We start from the raw sequence: 17,976 nt of genomic DNA, 5'->3' as shown, positions 1-17,976 counted from the left end.
AATTGCTTGTAGAGGTTCAGAAAATGCAGACGTCTTACGATTTCATCATCTGCGGCGGCGGCTCGGCCGGCTCGGTGCTGGCGGCGCGGCTTTCGGAAAACCCCAAGGCGCGCGTGCTGCTGCTGGAAGCCGGCGGGCGCGACTGGCATCCGTTCTACCACATGCCGGCAGGCTTCGCGAAAATGACCAAGGGCATCGGCAGCTGGGGCTGGCACAGCGTGCCGCAGAAGCACATGAACAACATGGTCATCCGCTACACCCAGGCCAAGGTGCTGGGCGGCGGCTCGACGATCAATGCGCAGATCTACACGCGCGGCAATGCGCTCGACTATGACGACTGGCGGCAGATGGGCTGCGAGGGCTGGTCTTACGAGGACGTGCTGCCCTATTTCCGCCAGGCGGAAGACAACGATACCTATGACAACCGCTATCACGGCAAGCGCGGGCCGCTCGGTGTCAGCAAGCCGGCCGCTCCGCTGCCGATCTGCGAGGCCTATTTCAGGGCCGCCGGCCAGCTCGGCATCCCGACCAATCACGATATGACCGGCGAGAGGCAGGACGGCGTCGGTTACTATCAGCTGACTCAACGCAACGTCCGCCGCTCCTCCGCCTCCGTCGCCTATCTCAACCCGGCCCGCAGCCGGCCGAACCTGACAATCAAGACCGGCGCGCAAATCCTGCGTGTGCTTGTCGAGAACGGCAAGGCCGTGGGCGTCGAGGTGGCGGGCGAGGGGACGATCCGCGCTGATGTCGAAGTCATCATGTCGTCGGGTGCGATCGGCAGTCCGCGCCTGCTCATGCTCTCCGGTATCGGCCCGGCGGATCACCTGCGCGCGCTGGGGCTTCCCGTCGTCTACGACCAACCGGGCGTCGGCTCGAACCTGCAGGACCATGTCGATCTCTTCGTCATTGCCGAATGCACCGGCCCGCATACCTATGACCGCTATGCCAAGCCGCATCTGTCGGTGCTTGCCGGCCTGCAATATCTGCTGCAGAAAAAGGGACCGGTGGCCTCCAGCCTCTTTGAAACGGGAGGCTTCTGGTATGCCGATCCGGAGGCCCGCTCGCCGGATATCCAGTTCCATCTCGGCCTCGGCTCCGGCATTGAGGCCGGCGTCGCGGCGATGGAAAATGGCGGCGTGACCCTGAACTCCGCCTATCTGCGCCCCCGCTCGCGCGGCACGGTGCGCCTTGCCTCCTCCGATCCGTTAGCCGCCCCGCTGATCGATCCGAATTACTGGGCCGATCCCTATGATCGCGAAATGTCCATTCGCGGATTGAAGCTTGCGCAGGAGATCATGCGGCAGGATGCGCTGAAGCCCTATGTGAAGGCCGAGCGCCTGCCGGGGCCGGATGTGCGGACGGACGAGGATTACTTCAACTACGCCTGCCGCCACGCCAAGACCGACCATCACCCGGCCGGCACCTGCCGCATGGGACCTGATCCGGCCGCAGTCGTCGATCCGCAATTGCGCTTCAACGGCATAGAACGCCTGCGCGTCGTCGATGCCTCGATCATGCCGACGCTGGTCTCGTCCAACACGAATGCGCCGACGATCATGATTGCGGAAAAGGCCGCCGACATGATCCGCGCCGCACATAGCCTCTGAGAGGAACACTCAAATGATGATCCGCCATATCGTCCTCATCCACTTTCGTTCAGAGGTCACCGAAGCCCAGATCGCGGCCATGTTCGAAGAACTTGAAGCCATCCGGTCCAAGATTTCCGGCGTGCGCGCCATCACTGCGGGCCGCAGCGAGAGCCCGGAAAAGATAGAGCGCGGCTATAGGCACGGCTTCGTCGTCGATTTCGACGGCTGGGACGCGCTGGAAGCCTATCAGACCCATCCCGATCACAAGGCGCTGGGCGCAAAGCTCGTTGCTCATGCGCAAGGCGGGCTCGACGGCATTCTCGTCTTCGATCTGCCGGTTCACGAATAGGAGCGCACCCATGCTGAAACTCCCGAAGGCCGATCACACGCTCGAAGCCTATGCGCTGATCGGTACGCCGCTGATCCCGCGCGCACCGCGCATTCCCTTGACACGCACCGCCTTTGCCGCTGCCCATGTGGTCTCCGATCCCTTGCGCGAACGCAGCCCGTGGGACACGCGGCCCGCCGTTGACTGGGATGCGACGCTCGCTTTCCGGCAGGGGCTCTGGGACCAGGGTCTAGGTCTTGCCGAAGCGATGGACACGGCGCAACGCGGCATGGGCGTCGACTGGCTCACCGCGAAGGAACTGATCAAGCGGACTATGGCGGCCGCGAAAGCGCACAGCCAAAAGCCGCGCGTGGCCTGCGGGGCGGGCACGGATCACGTTGCGCTTGCCGATCTCAGGGACGCTGACGCGATCCTCGCGGCTTACGAAACGCAGGCTTCAGCCATCGAAGCCGCGGGTGGTCAGCTGATCCTCATGGCCTCGCGCGCCTTTACCGCCATCGGGGCAGGTCGCGACATCTACCGCAGCGTCTATCGCCGGCTGATCGATGGCGCGGCGGAGCCCGTCATCCTGCATTGGCTCGGCGACATGTTCGATCCGGCGCTTGCCGGCTATTGGGGTACGAGCGATGTCGCGGAGGCGAGCGACTTCGTGCTCGATCTGATCGGCGAAAATCCGGCGAAAGTCGACGGCATCAAGATCTCGCTGCTGGACCAGGCGCATGAGGAGGCCTTCCGGGCGCGGCTTCCCGCCGGCGTCCGGCTCTATACGGGCGACGACTTCAACTATGCGGCGCTGATTGAAGACGATGGGCAGCATTATTCGCATGCGCTGCTCGGCATATTCGCCGCCATCGCTCCGGCGGCGGCCCAGGCGCTCGAAGCATTGGCGCAAGGCGACAGGGAGACCTACCACCGGCTCTTCGCGCCGACGGTGCCGCTGAGCCGGGAGATTTTCCGCGCGCCAACGCGGTTCTACAAGGCGGGCATTGCCTTCCTGTCCTGGCTCAACGGATACCAGACCCATTTCATCATGCCGGCCGGGTTCCAGTCGAGCCGCGACATTACCCATTACGCAGAAGTCTTCCGGCTGGCGGATCAGGCGGGTCTTCTGGCCAAGCCGGATCTCGCCGTCCACAGGATGCGTACCTTGCTTGCGCTCCACGGAATCGAATAGGTTCGCCGGATGGAGCGCAGACCGACCATTGTCGATGTGGCGCGCGAGGCGGGGGTGTCGAAATCGACCGTCAGCCTTGTGTTGCAGCAAAGCCCGCTGGTGCGGGAGGAAAAGCGCGTTCTGGTCCGCGAGGCGATGGATAAGCTCGGTTATGTCTACAATCGCTCGGCTGCCAACCTGCGCTCGGCCAATGTCGGCCTCATTGGCGTCGTGATCAATGACCTGAGAAACCCATTCTTTACCGAATTCGCCACCTCCCTGCAGATGGCGCTTTCGGCGCGCGGCTATGCGACGGTACTCGCCAATACGGATGAAGATCCTGCCATTCAGGCCCAGGTTGTTTCCGCTATCATCGAGCATGGGGTGTCGGCGTTGATCATCTCGCCGGCCTATTGCGAGGAGGCGGTAACCTTTGATGCAATCGCGCGGGCTAACATTCCGACCATGCAGGTGCTGCGCAAGGTCGATCCGCGCATCGGGCTGTTTCCCTTCTCGGCGCCCGACTATCTCTCCGGCAGCCGGCTTGCCGCTCAGCATCTCGTCAACGGCGGCGCGCGCCGTGTTGCTTTCGTCGGCGGTCTTGAGGGCCGGGCGGTGGCTCAGGAGCGCATGTCCGGTTATTTCGAGGTCATGGCGGAAGCGGGGATAGAGCCCTTCGTTCTGTCCGGTCGCGCCAGCCGCGCCTTCGGCCACGAGGCGGCGGCGATCCTGACGCGGGACCATCCGGACATTGACGCGGCCATATGTTTCTCCGACCTGGTGGCGTTGGGGCTGCTCTCCGGCTGCGCTCGAATCGGGCGGAAGGTGGGCGAGGATTTCCGCATCGTCGGCTTCGACGATATCGAAGAATGCGCGCAGGTCTATCCACCACTGACCACGGTGCGCTGCGATATCGCTGGATTTGGCGAGGCGGTCGCCTCGACCGTACTCAATTGGCTGGAAGACAGCCAGACTCCCATCAGCGAACACCGCACGCCGGTGGAACTGATTGTTCGTGACTCTAGCGGGAGCGGGCTGACCCCATGAATTCTACCGAAACCTTTCTGCGGCAGCTCTTCGACAAGGCGGTGGAGGTGGCAGACCCCATGCGCTCGCTCGCCCGCTTCCTGCCAGAACGTCCAAAGGGCCGGGTGATCGTCGTCGGCGCTGGCAAGGCAAGTGCGCGTATGGGCGAAGCGGTCGAGGCGGCGTGGGAGCCGTGCGAGGGGCTGGTCATCACGCGCTACGGCTATGGCCGGCCCTGCCGGGGCATCGAGATTGTCGAGGCCGCGCATCCCGTGCCGGACGAAAACGGGCTCAATGCGACGGCCCGAATGCTCGAACTTGTGAAGACGGCGGGTGAGGGCGATTTCGTTCTCGCGCTGATTTCCGGCGGGGCGTCCGCGCTGCTGGTCGCGCCGGCGGAGGGGGTGACGCTGGCTGAGAAACAGGCCGTCAATGCAGCACTTCTCGCCTCCGGCGCGCCCATCGACAGGATGAACACGGTGCGCAAACATCTGAGCCACGTGAAGGGCGGGCAGCTGGCCGCGGCGGTTTATCCGGCGCGGATGCTCTCGCTTCTGATATCCGATATGCCGGGTGACGACCCGGCCTTCATCGGTTCCGGCCCCACCGTGGGCGATGGCTCGACGCCGGACGATGCACTGGCTATCCTGAACCAGTGGAAGATCGATGTTCCGGCGAGCGTACGCGCCGCCCTTGCCGCGCCCCATCGTGTCCTGGCGCCCAGCGACCCGCGCCTCGCGCGCGTCGAAAACGTCATCTATGCCGCGCCGAAACAGTCGCTCGCCGCCGCTGCCGAACTGGCAGAGAGGGCAGGCTACGATGTGCGCCTGCTCGGCGATGCGCTGGAGGGCGAAGCCCGTGAGGTGGCAAGGGCGCAGGCTGAACTGGCCCTCGACATTCTCGCCTCGCTTCGCCCTGGCGACCGACCTGTTCTGCTCCTCTCCGGTGGCGAGCTGACGGTCACCCGGCGCGGCAACGGCGTCGGCGGGCCGAATGCGGAATTCTGCCTCGCGCTGGCGATTGCTTTGAAGGGAACAGACGGCATTCACGCGATTGCCTGCGATACGGACGGTGTCGATGGCGCGGCGGAGGTGGCGGGCGCGGTGATCGGGCCGCGGACGCTCAATGTGGCCAGGGCTACCGGTGTCGATCCCGACTTGGCGCTTGCCGCCAACGATGCTCACAGCTTTTTCGCCGCCATCGACGGCCAGGTCGTGACAGGCCCGACGCTGACCAATGTCAATGATTTCCGAGCGATATCTATATGCCGCTGAGCGATAGCCGGTTGGTTTCCTTGGACAGGGGTGACTAATGTGTTTGCCTTTCGGGTTATAGAACATCTCGGGATCGTCGAACGGCGACGTCGCCTTTATCGATTTTGAGACGCGACAGCTTTTCTGCTGGAATTTATAACTCAGCCAAAAGCGATTTCTCGCCGGATCAAGATGGCGTGAGCATGAAGCTGGCGATGATCGGCGGTGACCAGATCCCTTGTTCGTTACCACTACTTCATCGAATGGTAACTTGTGGGCAAAGTTGCACTTTGAGCGCTGTCGGATCTGATCGGCGAACAGCAGGCTGAATTTCACCGGTCGTTCTGCGATGTTGACGGACCTCATTGACAAACGACACGCCGTCACTCAAAATGCGAATAATTATTCGTCTAACGAATTATTGCTAAGCGGCGGAGGAGGCCGCGGGGCAGAGTAAGCCAGAGCTTGCGGGATTTGAGTTTATCAGGGAGGACAGAATGAACGCGGTAACACCTTCCGTGGAGGCGCGCAGAGAGCCGAACTATCTGGAGGACCACCCCTTCGATTTGGAGACATATTCACTGCCCAGCGATATTACGCTGGAAGAGGTGCTGATTCCGATGCGCGACGGTATCCGCCTCGCGGCAAACGTGTTTCGACGGCCGGGAGCGCCGGCTGCGCCAGTCATCGTCACGTCGACACCCTATGGCAAAGACAATTATGATCAATGGAACAACTTCAGGGATGCACCTGTCGGCAATGTTCCAGGCGGCGGCTTCTACCTCGGCAGCGTGCGCATTTCCGACCATACAGCGTTTGAAGCGCCGGACCCAGGCTATTGGGTGCCGCATGGCTATGTGGTTGTCCTCGTCGATCACCCCGGAATGGGAAGATCTGAGTCCAATCCTACGCTTGATCCGCCGCTGGAGGAGCGCTGGCATGACATCATCTCGTGGCTCGCCAGGCAGTCATGGTGCAGCGGCAGCATTGGCATGTCCGGGGTCTCGGCATTGTGTGCCACCCAGTGGATCGCGGCGAAAGACCCCGCGCCAAGCGCTCTCAAAGCAATCATTCCCTGGGAAGGAATCAACGAATCGGGTCCGGCGGGCGGATATGGCGGCATTCCCGAGACCGCGTTCCCAGGCTGGCTTAAGAGCCAATGGATCGGTCCCAACGTCAATCATGCGGCACACGGACCGGAGCGGTTGTTGTTCGATTGGAAATATGACACGACGAAGATCAGCATTCCGGCCTTGATATGCGCGAGCTTTTCGGATCAGGAGCTGCATACCTGGGATACATTTGACGCATTCACCCGCATCGCATCCAAGGACAAGTGGCTCTATGGCCATCGTCGGCAGAAGTGGGGTGCGTTTTATGGAAAGAACGAGCTTGAATATCAGCGGGCGTTTCTCGATCGCTTTCTGAAAGGCGATGCCTCCGCATTCCAAAATCAACCTGCTGTCCGACTGGAGATCAACAATAGTCGCTTTGACTATGTGGTTGTCACCGCTGATGACTGGCCGCTCCCTGCCACGTCCTACGATACTTTGTATCTTGATGCGGAAAGAGCCGCTCTGAGCGCTGATCTGGTGGCATCGTCCGCTACCAAACCCATTACAGCGACGCATGCTGGCGATCCGCAAAATTCACTTTCGTTCGATCTGAAGTTCAAGACGCCGACGACACTTGTCGGGCACATGGCGCTGAAGCTGTTTATCGAGGTTCAGGACAGCGATGATGCCGACATTTTCGTGGGCATCGAGAAAATCGATGCCCACGGAAACAAGGTCTATTTCTTCAGTGCTTCCGGCGGCAATGCAAACGGGCCAGTCACGCGCGGCTGGCTCCGAGCCTCCAAGCGCAGGCTGAACAGTGCGCGCTCAACTGAATGGCGCCCCGTTCTCGACTTGTCGACCTCTTCTCCACTGGTTCCGGGGCAAGTAACGGAAGTGAATGTCCCGTTGATGCCATCAGGCACGACGTTCCAGGTCGGAGAGACGTTGCGTCTCTTGATCCAGTCCTGGTCCATTCCGGGACAATGGGAAGGCGGGGAGACACGCCAGTGGGACACGCTCAAAAAGGGTAGTTGCTGTATCCACACCGGACCGGAGTTTCCGTCAAGGTTGCTCGTGCCTGTCATCTCTTGACGATCTGCCGCTAACTCGACCGCAGGGAACGTTGGGACCCGATTCGGATGTCCGGTGGCAACGCCTATGGCTGAAAAGGGACAGGCTGCGCGGTTTTCGAAAGTTTGCAGGATCTCCGATCGTCATGTCTTGAGGATCGATGGTCAAGAATTTGAGAAGCTCCCCGTTGTCAGCGGGTGGGAGGAGTTTGAAGACATGGGAAATGACACTTTCGACGTCGCCATTGTAGGCTATGGCCCGGTGGGTAAGGGTTTGGCCCTGATGCTGTCCAGACGGGGATACTCGGTGTTCATCGTTGAACGATGGGACGAACCTTATCCCTTTCCGCGTGCAGTCTGTATGGATCATGAGATACGAAGGGTTATGAATTCCCTCGGTCTTGGCGATGAACTCGCAAAAGTGTCTGCGCCTTCACCGCGATACCAGTGGTTCGGTGCGCAAGGCCAGATGCTGCTCGACATCGATTGGACCGTGGAATCGGTCTCGGGAGGGCCGGAGGCCTATTTCTTCCATCAGCCGTCGCTTGAAGCGATAATGGATCGTGAGGTTCGCCGAGTATCTGACGTCCAGATCAATTCCGGCTGGGAGATGATCGACTTCAATCAGGACGGGGATGGCATCAAGCTACGCATACGCCAGCGCGTCAATCCCGAGCAAACGAAAACGATTTCAGCAAAGTTTCTTATTGGCGCAGACGGAGCCAACAGCCAGGTTCGGGAGCAGAGTGGCATCGAATGGCAGGACCTGGGCTTTCAAGCTGACTGGTTGGTCGTCGACGTGCTGCCGAACGAAGGTGTCGAACTGCGGGTTCCTGAAGCAGGTCAGAGTTGCAAACCTTCCCGGCCGACCACATTTGTTCCGGGCGGAATTGAAAATGGTCGTCGACATCGGCGTTGGGAGTTCATGCGTCTGCCGAGCGAGACAATGGAGGAACTGCAACAGCCGGAAAAGGTCTGGTCATTGTTGTCCCCCTGGGTCGGTCCTCACGAGGCGCAGCTCATCAGGCACGCCGTCTATACATTTCGTTCGCGGGTTGCAGCGAACTGGAGGAATGGTCGGGTTCTTCTTGTAGGGGATGCTGCACATTTGATGCCTCCATTTATGGGACAGGGCATGTGCTCAGGATTGAGGGATGCCTGGAACCTGACTTGGAGGCTCGATCTTGTCCTGTCTAGGAAGGCTGATGCAGCCATCCTAGACAGTTACAGCGAGGAGCGGAAAGACCATGTGACGGAAGTGATCAACCTTTCCGTTCAACTTGGAAAGATCATCTGCGTCGCCGACGAGGCAGAAGCAGCTGCAAGAGATCAAATATTCCTCTCGGGGCTCGCGCCGCCGCCCCCGAAGTTCCCGGACCTTAAGACCGGTCTTCTTTACCAGCCACGGGGATATCTGTCGCCCTTAGCTGGACAGCTTTGTGTTCATGGACAGGTCTCCGCAAAGTCCACAAGCGGCCCTTATGACGCGATTGTCGGCGCGGGTTTCTCCATTATCGGCTGGGAACACAATCCGCGTGAGAAGTTGCCCCAAGAGATGGTTGATCAACTGGAAGGCCTCGGTGCGAATTTCGTAGCGGTTCATGCGCAGCGTCCTGCCAGCGCCTCTTCGAAAGCGCTTGAGGACGTCACCGGGAAGTATGAAGCATTTTTCAGGTCGAGCGGCTTGAGCAGTCTTGTTGCGCGCCCCGACTTCTACCTTTACGGGGTTGCACGGGATGCGACCTGTCTACGGGACATTCTCCAGCAGTTGCTGAGAGATCTCGGCGTCCACAAGGCTTCGGGCGTTGCTCTGAGGAGAGACGCACCAAGCCCGGCACGTGATCGTGCCATCTGACCCATTGAGGCAATTCGGGAGGGACGACGCCAAAATTGACGTTCGTTATGCGATCCGAGGCCTGCCAACTGACTTAATCTGCAGATCCTTAATACGACCTGCAGCGCGAGCGGATCCGTCTTGCGTTTAGCAAGCATGCAGCGAGAAGGATCGGAGGACTGGTCCACTGCGGCCGTTTGTCTCCATCTGTCAAATTGTGGAGAGTGATCGAGACTGCCACCTGGAAAGGTCGTTGGTGTTGTAAGCTGGAGGTCCGATCGCCCTGTTTAGTCACCGCTCTCCCTCAGTTTCAAATTCGCTAGGCAAACATAAACTTCTTAGCGAGGCGTGTTGTGACCTTGTCCGTGTCAATTCATTATGCGAACCCAAAGGAGATGAGGAGTCGGTTGCAATGATAGATCGCAGTTCGCCGGAATTCGTGGAGGCTCTGGCCCGGGGTATTTCGGTTCTTGAGGCCTTCGACGCCGCCGATCCGGAAATGACACTCGCGGATCTCTCGCGAAAGCTGGACATGCCGATCGCCACCGTTCGCCGCAATGTTCTGACATTAGAGGCTCTCGGCTTCATTCGGCGGCACAACAAACATTTCCTGCTCGCTCCCCGCATTCTCTCCCTTGGCTCATCTTATTTGAACGCGTTTGGCGTCGAGGAAGCGGTCATGCCGGAGCTCCAGCGCTTGACGTCATTGTTTGGCGATGCAGCCAACATGGCAGTTTTGGACGGAATGAATGTGCTCTATGTCGCGCATATATCCGAAAGTCGCGGCGTGCGCCGGACGGCGAGTCTGGGCGTGACTTATCCCGCCTTCGCAACCTCCATGGGCAGAGTTCTCCTCGCGTCGCTACCGCCGGATGATGCCAATGGCTATTTCATGGATTTCAACCCTGTCAAATTGACGGACTATACTGTCACCGAGGAGGCCGACCTTCGAGACATTCTCGCCGATGTCCGGGTAAAGGGCTATTCCATCACCGTCGACCAATTGGATTACGGCATTACGGCGATTGCTGTACCGGTGAAGGATGCCACGGGGCGGACCGTCTGTGCCATCAACAGTTCCGGCTATACACCGCGCCTGACTTCTGAAGAGCTTCTGCAACAGCGGCTGCCCGAATTGAGGCTTGCCGCAAATCGGATTTCCCAGCTTTTCAGCCGCATGCCTGCGCTTCTGCACTCGCTGACCCCCGCGATTGGAACGCTAAAATAGCCGATGTGATCGGTATTCAGATCTCCACGTTCAGTTTTGCCGCAACCGGACTTGACATCTCAACGCGTAACAATTCAATATAAGAATATAAATTCGCCAAGCGAATAATTGAAGTGGGAGGATGTAGCGCGGATCGTGCCAGTTTTTGGTGCCGCGAAGCGTTTGAGGGCGGGCGGGGAACACCCAGCATCCTCCTCTGGCGCGCGATCCGCGATGCGGCCTCATCTATCTTGAGGATGCAGCATGAAGATCGGCAAGCAATCGGCCCCCTATCAATCGATATGCACATCGAACCCGGAAACGATCATCGTGCGCGGGCACGATCTGGTGGATGGTCTCATCGGCTCGGTTTCGTTCACGGAATATACCTGGTTGCTGATTGCCGGTTCCCTTCCCGATGCAAAGCAGCGGCGTATCCTGGATGCGACCTTGGTCGCCATCGCCGAGCATGGTCTCGTACCGTCGGTGCAGGCCGCGCGGATGACGCTTGCGGCATCGCCGGAGGCTATACAGGGCGCGGTCGCTGCGGGGCTTTTGGGTTGCGGCTCGGTCATTCTCGGCGCTTCCGAAGCCGCCGGTCGTTTCTTTCATGAGATCGTCGTGGAAAGTGAGGAGAAGTCCGCTTCTCTGACTGATGCTGCGGAATTCGTTGTCCGAGCCTACCGGGCAGAGCGGCGTGCCATTCCCGGTTATGGCCATCCCCTGCACAAGGGGCGCGACCCTCGTGCCGAACGACTCCTGGCGCTTGCTGAGGATACGGAGGTTTCCGGCACTTATTGTCAGGTTGCCAAAGCTGTCGAGGCTGTTCTTCCCGACATCGTCGGCAAGGCGCTGATGATGAACGTGTCGAGCGCTATTCCCTGCGTCCTTCTGGATGCCGGCTATCCGCTTCTGGCCCTCAAGGGCGTTCCGCTGCTGGCGCGAACGGCAGGTCTTATCGGGCATCTGCTCGAGGAACAGACCCGTCCGATCGGGTTCATTATGTCGCATGCCGCGGCTGCAGCCATCGAGTATGACGGTCCGGCTCCGGACGGCTTCGTCGCCAACGAGAATTGAGGAGGGCCGAAATGCCGAAAATCCTGAACGATGTTCGCATAGTCGAGCAAGGTACCTTCATCACTGGTCCCTGCTGCAGCATGATGCTGGCCGATCTTGGTGCCGACGTTATCAAGGTTGAAAGCGCGGGCAATGGCGATCCGTATCGCAGCTTCAAGAGCGGCTATTACAGCGCCCACTTCCAGGCCTATAACCGCAACAAGCGGGCCATCGGATTGGACCTGAAGCGCGATGAAGACCGCGAGGTCTTCTATGACCTGATCCGCAATGCAGACGTCTATATCCAGAACTTCAGGCCGGGCGTGGCGTCGCGCATCGGTGCAGAGTACGATACGCTCAAACAGATCAATCCTGGCCTGATCTATTGCTCGATCAGCGGTTTCGGACCAGACGGACCGTATTCGCACCGACCGGTCTATGATTCTGTTGCCCAGGCGGTATCGGGCTTTCTGAGTGTTATCATCGACCCGCAGGACCCACGTTTCATGGGGCCAGCACTGGCCGATGCGATCACCGGCCTGTACGCCTCCCTCGGGATTGCCGCAGCACTGGTGGAAAAGGCGCGCACCGGCAAGGGTAGGTTCGTGGAAATCTCCATGCTGGAGGCCATGATGCATTTTGCCGTCGAGCCGTTCATGGGCTATTTTGCTCTTGGCGAGGTTCCTGTTTCCAGCGATCGGCCGCGTTTGGCCCAGGCCTTCATGGTGCCGTGCCGCGACGGCAAGCTCGTTGCCTTCCATCTGTCTTCGCTCGATAAATTTTGGGACGCGTTGGTGGAGGCGGCCGGTTGCCGCCATCTCGCCAGTGACCCGCGGTTCGACATTCGGACCAAGCGCATTGACAATTATGAGGAACTGCGTCGCGAACTCGCAATCGTCTTTCGCAGTCGCGACCGGGCGGAGTGGTTGGAGCGCTTTGCCGGCTTCGACGTACCCCTCGCACCAGTCAACACCATCCCGGACGTCGTGGAAGACCCGCAGGCAAAGCATCTCGGCATGATCGTGCCGGTGACGGCACGTCGCGAGGGCGCCGAATTCTCCGTGCGCCCTCCGCATCGCTTCGACGGCGAATGCCAGAATGAGGTCAAGGCTGCGCCCCGCATCGATGAAGACGGCGAAACAATCCGCAGCCTGCTTCGTACAAGACCAGGCGCGTGGCCGCTGGCGCAACAGGACTTGGAGGCCGGCGATCAGCAAAGGCTTGCGTACCCACTCGCATAGAATTCAAGTTCGTATTTCTCCGGCGGAGGGCCGGGCAGGGAGGAGGAAATATGGCAAAACTGGTGGCTACACTGGCGTCGACCCATCATCCGTTTTATCTAAAGGCGACCACTGCGCCGAAGGAAAAACAGATCCCGCAGGCTGCGGAATGGAAGCGTAAGGTCGAGGCTTATCGCGAGACTCTGACGGCGGCGAAGCCGGACATTCTGGTCATGGTCGGTTCCGACCATTTCCATCAGTTCTTCCTTGATAATTACCCAACCTTCCTCATCGGCAAGGCGCCGCGCTACGACGCGACCTTTTATAACGAGGAGCGGGAGTTTGGCATTCCGAAATATGTGTTGGAGGGGCATGAAGATTTTTCCCGCTTCATGCATGAGGGGCTCATGGAGGAGGGATTCGACTTCGCCGTCAGTCACGAACTGAAGATCGATCATTCAATCATCTGCCCGATCATTACCGTGCGACCCGACGCCGACCTTCCGGTGGTGCCGATTTACACCAACATCTTTGTCCCACCGCTCGCTTCGGTGAAACGGTTCTGGAACCTCGGCCGCGCCATCCGAAAGGTCCTTGAGGCATGGCCCTCGGACAAGCGTGTGGCTGCCATCGGCACGGGCCATCTCTCGCTGGAGCTTGGCGGCCCGCGCCAATTCGGTCCCTCCGGCCCCGATCCTGAATTTGATCGCAAGGCCGTCGCGTGGCTTGCCAATGGCGATATCGAGGCGATCTTCGAGAACGTTACCCTGGAAAGCATGGTGCAGTCGGGCAATGCCACACAGGGGTTCCTCAACATGATCCTGATGATGGGAGTGGCTGGGCCGGTAAAGGCCGACTATGCCGACACGCTCGATCTTTACCACACAATGGAAGCCTATTTCACATGGTATCCGGACGGCGAGAAGCCGGCAAGGGTGGCAAATGCCAGGGTAGAGGAGACTGTCTGATGAGCAAATATTGGGTGAACAAGTTTCTTTACCAGATCGACCGCGATCCGGAACTTCTTGAGCGCTACAGGACAAGTCCGCGCGCCATGGTGGAAACCTGGGAACAGTCCATTGGGCCGACGATGACGTCGGTCGAGATCTCGACGGTCAATAGTTTTACGCCGGAAGAGCGCGAGGCCCTGATCAACCAAGACTATGTTGCTCTCTTCGAAATGGGCGCGCATTTCTTTCTCAACCTGACCTTGTTCATTGCGGTCTTTGAAGAGGAATACACAGCCCGTTCCGGACCGTTGGCATTTCAACTCGAATTCGGTCGCAAACTCTCCCACTGGCTCGGTCGGGAATATCCCTCGGTGGCGCTTTAGATATTGGGGACGCCGTGGCGAGCATGAGTGGCAAAATCCCAAGGTGTCCGCATCATCTACATGGAGGGATTTATTGACCGAGGTCCGCAATCGGTGACCGCAGAAGTGAAGGATATCTGCGGCGGCCCTCCGGCCTATCTCACCTTCGACATCGATTCGACCGACCCTTCGATGGCACCTCGGTTCTATCTCGCTGAAAGGGCAAGAGCGGGTAAATCCTCCAAGCCGCGGTAATAAACCGGAACTTCACTTCGTAAAGCGCATATCTGCGACTAGTCCCGTCAACGTTTGACACGTGCTGCCGATGGCCCCCTCGTGCGCAGACCCGTGTGACCTCCGGCATTGAGTCTGTCTCTGCTTCCCGCAACCCTCGCCAAATCAACCGCTTATTGTTCGACGATGAGTAGCGACGTGGAACGTTGCCAACCTTTCCCATTTTCGGAGCAGGCTCTGTCCTCGGGCCTCCATAGGCGCGTTTGCTTGTTCAAGCGTTGTTTTCCTGTCTTGCAATCCGAAATAAAGAATGCATAGGTAAGATGTCAGACCAATTTAAAGGCGTGGCATATTTTGAACGAGAAGTCCGGGCCAGATACTGCGATCATGCCACTGCCTCCTATCGACCGAGTTGTGCAGGTCGAGAAGGTGCTGGCAGATTTCGTTGAGCGGGCTGGCTTGGCTCCGGGTGAGCGCCTTCCGACCGAACGAGAATTGATGGCCGCTCTCAACGTTGGCCGATCGACCATCCGCGAGGTCCTTCGCAAATTCCAGGCTCTCGGCGTTATCGAAAGCCGCAAGGGTAGCGGCACCTATCTGCTCAAGCCCATATCCGGCGCTACGGTGCATATGCCAATTTCAATTGATGCACAGAGTCTGCGTGATGCGTTGCTCATGACATTGGAAGTGCGCCGCGGGATCGAAGTGGAAGCTTCCATGGCGGCTGCCCGCCGCCGTACGCAGCGCGATATTGCGATCATGGGGGCAAGGCTCGAAGAGATGGAGCGCGTTCACCTCGCCGAAGGAACATCTGGCAAGGCCGACCTCGCCTTTCATCTCTCCATATACGATGCAACCCACAACTCGCTGTTTCGGCAGTTGCTGGAGCAGATGCGCGAGGGTTTCGAACGCTTTTGGTCGAAGCCGTTTGACCGCCCGGATTTCGCCGCCCGCTCATTCCCATACCACCGTACGCTCTTCAACGCGATCGTGGCTGGAGATGCAGAGAAGGCGCGGGAAGAAACTCTCAAAATCCTGGCGGTTGTCGAGGAAGATATCAAGGAAATGTCGCAATGAGTCATGGCTTCGAGCACTTCGAGCTTGCATCCCTCATCGTCGCCCATGACGAGCCTCACGCATTTGAGGCGGTTGTGCCGCCGATCGTCCAAACTTCGCTGTTTACATTCTCAAGCTATGAAGAGATGGTTTCCACGTATCGAGGGGAGAAGGCGCGCCCCGTCTATACGCGGGGCCTAAATCCGACGGTCCGCCTGTTCGAGGAAATGCTGGCCAAGCTTGAGGGCGCTGAAGATGCGCTGGGCTTTGCAAGCGGCATGGCGGCGATTTCCGCTTCGGTCCTATCCTTCGTAGAACCCGGTGACCGCATTGTGGCTGTCCGCCACGTCTATCCCGATGCCTTTCGGCTCTTCGGCACACTGCTGAAACGGTTGAAGATTGAAGTCACCTATGTCGATGGTCGGGACGAGGCGGCAATCGACAAGGCAATGGCCGGTGCAAAACTTTTTTACATGGAAAGCCCGACCAGCTGGGTGATGGAAGCGCATGATGTCGGCGCTTTGGCGCAGATTGCCCGTCGGCATGGTGCCATTTCGATCATCGACAATTCCTGGGCAAGCCCGATTTTCCAGAACCCGCTAGCTTTGGGAGTGGACCTCGTGCTTCATTCAGCTTCCAAATATTTGGGCGGGCATAGTGATGTCGTTTCAGGTGTGGTGGCAGGCTCCAAGCTCTTGATCGACCGACTGCGAGCGGAAGCCTATCCTTACCTTGGCGGCAAGATGTCCCCCTTTGACGCCTGGCTGCTGATCCGCGGGCTGCGTACGCTTCCTATCCGCATGAAGGCCCATGAGAGCTCTGCCATGCAGATCGCGGCGCGACTGCAGGCGTTGGATGTTGTGGAAACTGTTTGTCATCCTGGCTTGGCGAACCGTCTGCCGCCTGGATTGAAGGGTACGTCGGGCCTGTTTTCCTTCATCTTCAAGCAAGGTGTGGATGTTCGTGCATTCGCCAATCACCTGAAGCTTTTCAAGCTTGGCGTGTCCTGGGGTGGGCATGAAAGCCTCATCGTGCCGGGCGAGGTGGTCCTGGAGCAGAAGGCCCAGCCGAATTCCGCCCACACATTTGGTATCAGCGAGCGTTCCGTACGCCTCCATGTCGGGTTGGAGGGCACAGAGGTGCTCTGGAGCGATCTCGCATCGGCAATCGAGGTGGCAACGAAAGCCGGTCGATAACACGCATCACATAACAAACTGGGAGCAGGATAATGAAAAAACTGGTAGCAGCAGCATTCTTTACTGCCATGATGGCCGGTACGGCCTTGGCGGATACCACCCTCAAGCTGGTTGAGGTGATTACCAGCCCCGAGCGTACGGAAACTCTCAAATCAATCACCGCAAAGTTTGAAGCCGCAAATCCCGGCACAAAGGTCGAGATCATCTCGCTGCCATGGAATGAGGCTTTTCAAAAGTTTGCTACGATGGTGTCGGCCGGCGATGTGCCGGATGTAATGGAAATGCCCGATACCTGGCTTTCTCTCTATGCCAACAACGGCATGCTGGAGAGCTTGGAGCCTTACCTTGCAAAGTGGCAATATACTGCAGGACTCACGCCGCGCGCCCTGGAACTTGGACGCGATGTCAAAAAGACCGCATACATGTTGCCCTATGGTTTTTATCTGCGCGCCATGTTCTACAACAAGAAGCTTCTTGAACAGGCCGGCGTGAAGGAGCCGCCGAAAACGCTGGATGCATTTGCTGAAGCGTCGAAGAAAATTTCCGCCCTTCCAGGCAAGTCTGGATACTGCCTGCGCGGCGGTCCGGGGGGGCTGAACGGCTGGGTCATGTTCGGTGCATCCATGGCTGGCTCCAACGAGTTCTTCACCAAGGACGGAAAGTCGACCTTCGATAGCCTCGGCTGGGTAAAGGGTCTCACATATCTTGTCGACTTCTATAAGAAAGGCTACGCGCCCAAGGATAGCGTCAACTGGGGCTTCAACGAAATTGTTGCCGGCTTCTACTCCGGAACCTGCGCCTTCCTCGATCAGGATCCCGACGCCCTCATTGCTATCGCGCAGCGGATGAAGCCGGAAGATTTCGGCATTATGACCATGCCGAAGGGCCCCGACGGCAAGACCTTCCCCACAATAGGCTTTGCGGGCTGGTCGATGATGGCGTCATCCAAGAACAAGGATCTGTCCTGGAAACTGATTGAGACGTTAGAGGGCCCTGAGGGCAATATTGCCTGGAACAAGAAGACGGGTGCTCTTCCTGTCCATCTGTCGGCAGAGAAAGATCCCTTCTATGCCAGCGAGCAGTTCAAGGGCTGGTTTGATGAACTCGCGGACAAGAATGCCGTGCCCACCACGATGCCGACGTATCTTGAGGAGTTTGCCTTCTTCAAGGACTCTCTGGTCATCAAGACCTCTCAGGAGGCGCTGCTCGGCGATATCACACCGGAAGAGCTTGCCAAGCAGTGGGCCGAATATATGACCAAGGCGCAGCAAAAGTTCCTTGCATCCAAGTAGCGCTGGCGAAATCGGTGCGTGAAGCGTTTCTTCACGCACCCTTTCAACCCAAGAGCCAATACCAATAC

16 protein-coding genes are annotated in these 17,976 nt (G+C 58.8%); all 16 read left to right on the top strand.

Annotation, left to right across the window (positions count from 1 at the left end; all coding sequences use genetic code 11):
- Positions 1 to 23: 23 nt before the first annotated feature.
- The 16 genes from Q2T52_RS13765 to Q2T52_RS13690 all read left to right on the top strand — a co-directional run bounded on the left by Q2T52_RS13765 (position 24) and on the right by Q2T52_RS13690 (position 17,908).
- Positions 24 to 1,610, top strand: a complete 1,587-nt coding sequence (locus tag Q2T52_RS13765; protein ID WP_302077348.1) for a GMC family oxidoreductase — start codon at positions 24 to 26, stop codon at positions 1,608 to 1,610.
- Positions 1,611 to 1,623: 13 nt separating this feature from the next.
- Positions 1,624 to 1,941 (top strand): Dabb family protein, encoded by a 318-nt coding sequence (locus tag Q2T52_RS13760; RefSeq protein ID WP_367187314.1) that lies wholly within the window; start codon positions 1,624 to 1,626, stop codon positions 1,939 to 1,941.
- A gap of 10 nt (positions 1,942 to 1,951) precedes the next feature.
- On the top strand, positions 1,952 to 3,115 hold the full coding sequence (locus Q2T52_RS13755) for a dihydrodipicolinate synthase family protein (protein ID WP_302077346.1): 1,164 nt from the start codon (positions 1,952 to 1,954) through the stop codon (positions 3,113 to 3,115).
- A 9-nt stretch (positions 3,116 to 3,124) separates the two neighbouring features.
- Complete coding sequence (locus Q2T52_RS13750) at positions 3,125 to 4,141, top strand: LacI family DNA-binding transcriptional regulator (RefSeq protein ID WP_302077345.1); 1,017 nt, start codon at positions 3,125 to 3,127, stop codon at positions 4,139 to 4,141.
- Complete coding sequence (locus tag Q2T52_RS13745; RefSeq protein ID WP_302077344.1) at positions 4,138 to 5,394, top strand: glycerate kinase type-2 family protein; 1,257 nt, start codon at positions 4,138 to 4,140, stop codon at positions 5,392 to 5,394. The genes Q2T52_RS13750 and Q2T52_RS13745 overlap by 4 nt, the downstream gene beginning before the upstream one ends.
- Positions 5,395 to 5,870: 476 nt before the next feature.
- Positions 5,871 to 7,523, top strand: coding sequence for a CocE/NonD family hydrolase (locus tag Q2T52_RS13740; protein WP_302077343.1), 1,653 nt, complete (start codon positions 5,871 to 5,873; stop codon positions 7,521 to 7,523).
- 66 nt (positions 7,524 to 7,589) lie between these two features.
- Positions 7,590 to 9,356: a bifunctional 3-(3-hydroxy-phenyl)propionate/3-hydroxycinnamic acid hydroxylase MhpA gene (gene mhpA / locus Q2T52_RS13735; RefSeq protein ID WP_302077342.1), complete on the top strand. Its 1,767-nt coding sequence runs from the start codon at positions 7,590 to 7,592 to the stop codon at positions 9,354 to 9,356.
- Between the two features lie 391 nt (positions 9,357 to 9,747).
- Positions 9,748 to 10,563 (top strand): IclR family transcriptional regulator, encoded by an 816-nt coding sequence (locus tag Q2T52_RS13730; protein WP_302077341.1) that lies wholly within the window; start codon positions 9,748 to 9,750, stop codon positions 10,561 to 10,563.
- Positions 10,564 to 10,806: 243 nt separating this feature from the next.
- Positions 10,807 to 11,619, top strand: coding sequence for a citryl-CoA lyase (locus Q2T52_RS13725; RefSeq protein ID WP_302077340.1), 813 nt, complete (start codon positions 10,807 to 10,809; stop codon positions 11,617 to 11,619).
- Between the two features lie 11 nt (positions 11,620 to 11,630).
- Positions 11,631 to 12,839, top strand: coding sequence for a CaiB/BaiF CoA transferase family protein (locus Q2T52_RS13720; protein WP_302077339.1), 1,209 nt, complete (start codon positions 11,631 to 11,633; stop codon positions 12,837 to 12,839).
- Positions 12,840 to 12,889: 50 nt separating this feature from the next.
- Positions 12,890 to 13,786, top strand: a complete 897-nt coding sequence (locus tag Q2T52_RS13715; protein ID WP_302077338.1) for a DODA-type extradiol aromatic ring-opening family dioxygenase — start codon at positions 12,890 to 12,892, stop codon at positions 13,784 to 13,786.
- On the top strand, positions 13,786 to 14,151 hold the full coding sequence (locus Q2T52_RS13710; protein ID WP_302077336.1) for a hypothetical protein: 366 nt from the start codon (positions 13,786 to 13,788) through the stop codon (positions 14,149 to 14,151). The genes Q2T52_RS13715 and Q2T52_RS13710 overlap by 1 nt, the downstream gene beginning before the upstream one ends.
- Positions 14,152 to 14,178: 27 nt before the next feature.
- Positions 14,179 to 14,385 (top strand): arginase family protein, encoded by a 207-nt coding sequence (locus Q2T52_RS13705; protein ID WP_302077334.1) that lies wholly within the window; start codon positions 14,179 to 14,181, stop codon positions 14,383 to 14,385.
- Positions 14,386 to 14,751: 366 nt separating this feature from the next.
- Positions 14,752 to 15,441 (top strand): FadR/GntR family transcriptional regulator, encoded by a 690-nt coding sequence (locus tag Q2T52_RS13700; protein WP_302077333.1) that lies wholly within the window; start codon positions 14,752 to 14,754, stop codon positions 15,439 to 15,441.
- Positions 15,438 to 16,616 carry a PLP-dependent transferase gene (locus Q2T52_RS13695; RefSeq protein WP_302077332.1) on the top strand — a complete coding sequence of 393 codons (1,179 nt, stop codon included), beginning with the start codon at positions 15,438 to 15,440 and terminating at the stop codon, positions 16,614 to 16,616. Before Q2T52_RS13700 ends, Q2T52_RS13695 begins: the two co-directional genes overlap by 4 nt.
- Before the next feature lie 32 nt (positions 16,617 to 16,648).
- Positions 16,649 to 17,908 carry an ABC transporter substrate-binding protein gene (locus Q2T52_RS13690; protein WP_302077331.1) on the top strand — a complete coding sequence of 420 codons (1,260 nt, stop codon included), beginning with the start codon at positions 16,649 to 16,651 and terminating at the stop codon, positions 17,906 to 17,908.
- Positions 17,909 to 17,976: the final 68 nt, after the last annotated feature.

The organism is Rhizobium oryzicola, assembly GCF_030504645.1.
Taxonomy (GTDB): Bacteria; Pseudomonadota; Alphaproteobacteria; order Rhizobiales; family Rhizobiaceae; genus Neorhizobium; species Neorhizobium oryzicola.
This window is presented reverse-complemented; position numbering and strand designations above follow the sequence as displayed.

Coding starts and splice junctions, on each gene's coding strand:
- Q2T52_RS13765 (WP_302077348.1), top strand. CDS start 24: ATGCAGACGTCTTACGATTTCATCATCTGCGGCGGCGGCTCGGCCGGC.
- Q2T52_RS13760 (WP_367187314.1), top strand. CDS start 1,624: ATGATGATCCGCCATATCGTCCTCATCCACTTTCGTTCAGAGGTCACC.
- Q2T52_RS13755 (WP_302077346.1), top strand. CDS start 1,952: ATGCTGAAACTCCCGAAGGCCGATCACACGCTCGAAGCCTATGCGCTG.
- Q2T52_RS13750 (WP_302077345.1), top strand. CDS start 3,125: ATGGAGCGCAGACCGACCATTGTCGATGTGGCGCGCGAGGCGGGGGTG.
- Q2T52_RS13745 (WP_302077344.1), top strand. CDS start 4,138: ATGAATTCTACCGAAACCTTTCTGCGGCAGCTCTTCGACAAGGCGGTG.
- Q2T52_RS13740 (WP_302077343.1), top strand. CDS start 5,871: ATGAACGCGGTAACACCTTCCGTGGAGGCGCGCAGAGAGCCGAACTAT.
- mhpA (WP_302077342.1), top strand. CDS start 7,590: ATGGCTGAAAAGGGACAGGCTGCGCGGTTTTCGAAAGTTTGCAGGATC.
- Q2T52_RS13730 (WP_302077341.1), top strand. CDS start 9,748: ATGATAGATCGCAGTTCGCCGGAATTCGTGGAGGCTCTGGCCCGGGGT.
- Q2T52_RS13725 (WP_302077340.1), top strand. CDS start 10,807: ATGAAGATCGGCAAGCAATCGGCCCCCTATCAATCGATATGCACATCG.
- Q2T52_RS13720 (WP_302077339.1), top strand. CDS start 11,631: ATGCCGAAAATCCTGAACGATGTTCGCATAGTCGAGCAAGGTACCTTC.
- Q2T52_RS13715 (WP_302077338.1), top strand. CDS start 12,890: ATGGCAAAACTGGTGGCTACACTGGCGTCGACCCATCATCCGTTTTAT.
- Q2T52_RS13710 (WP_302077336.1), top strand. CDS start 13,786: ATGAGCAAATATTGGGTGAACAAGTTTCTTTACCAGATCGACCGCGAT.
- Q2T52_RS13700 (WP_302077333.1), top strand. CDS start 14,752: ATGCCACTGCCTCCTATCGACCGAGTTGTGCAGGTCGAGAAGGTGCTG.
- Q2T52_RS13695 (WP_302077332.1), top strand. CDS start 15,438: ATGAGTCATGGCTTCGAGCACTTCGAGCTTGCATCCCTCATCGTCGCC.
- Q2T52_RS13690 (WP_302077331.1), top strand. CDS start 16,649: ATGAAAAAACTGGTAGCAGCAGCATTCTTTACTGCCATGATGGCCGGT.